Genomic DNA, 990 nt, shown 5'->3' on the forward strand with positions numbered 1-990 from the left:
ACGATCTGATCGTGTGGCGCGCGGTGCTCAGGCGGCGGCGGGGTCCGCGCCCGCCAGCACCGGGCCGAAGCTGCGGTCCCACAGCGGCGCCACCTGGGCCTTGCCGTCGAGCACGCCCAGTTGCAGGAAAGCATCGGCCACGGACTGGTGGCCCTGCACCACGGCCTCGGTCACGGGGCGCAGGTCGTAGTCGGTGCTGCGGTTGTTCCACAGCTCGATCAGATCGCCCACCGGCACCCGGGTTTCGGCGGCCTGGGCCCGCGCGTAGTCCAGGTAGTTGCCATTGGCCCACAGGTAGGCGCGGCGCAGCCGCTGCAGGTAGTCGGCCAATGCCGCATGGCGCAGCGGATCGGCCAGCGCGCGGGGGTTGGCGTAGAGCGGAAAGTTGCCCGACAGGTAGCCCACCCCGGTCTTGAGCACCCGCGCGCCGTAGCGCAGCCGGGCGATCTGCCCGTTGTAGCCGTAGATGGCCCAGGCATCCAGGTCGCCCCGGTCGAAGGCCGACAGGCCATCGGACGGCGTGAGGCTGACCGGCGTGATGTCCGCGAACGACAGGCCCGCCTCGGCCAGCTGGCGGCTCAGGAAGTAATGCGAGGTGGTGGCCCGCACATAGCCCACACGCTTGCCCTTCAGATCGGCGATGCGCTGGATGGGTGCATCCTTTCGGGCGAGCGTGACCTGGTTGTTCAAATCCTCGCGCGTCACGGCCACGAAGCGCACCTGGGCCTTCTGCCGCGCCGCGAACAGCGCGGGAATCTCGCTGCCCGACCCCAGGTCCAGCGCATCGCCGTTGATGGCCTCGATGTGCAGCACGCCGTTGTTCAACTCGCGCCACTCGATGCGGTAGGGCGTGTTGGCCAGGCCGGCCGCGCTGATCAGTGGGCGCCACAGGCCCTTGTAGGTGCCGATGCGCAAGGTGACGCCGGACAGGTCGGGCCCCGCAGCCGATGGCCGCGCCAGGGCCGGCAGGCCCAGCGCGGCGGCGGCACC

General features: G+C 70.7%; 1 protein-coding gene. It reads right to left on the reverse strand.

All coding sequences use genetic code 11. The features are described from left to right. Window positions 1–27 precede the first annotated feature (27 nt). On the reverse strand, window positions 28–990 hold a 963-nt coding region (locus AC27KI_RS25780), incomplete at its 5' end, for an ABC transporter substrate-binding protein (RefSeq protein ID WP_487116669.1).

Source organism: Acidovorax sp. KPB24-03, from assembly GCF_057546605.1.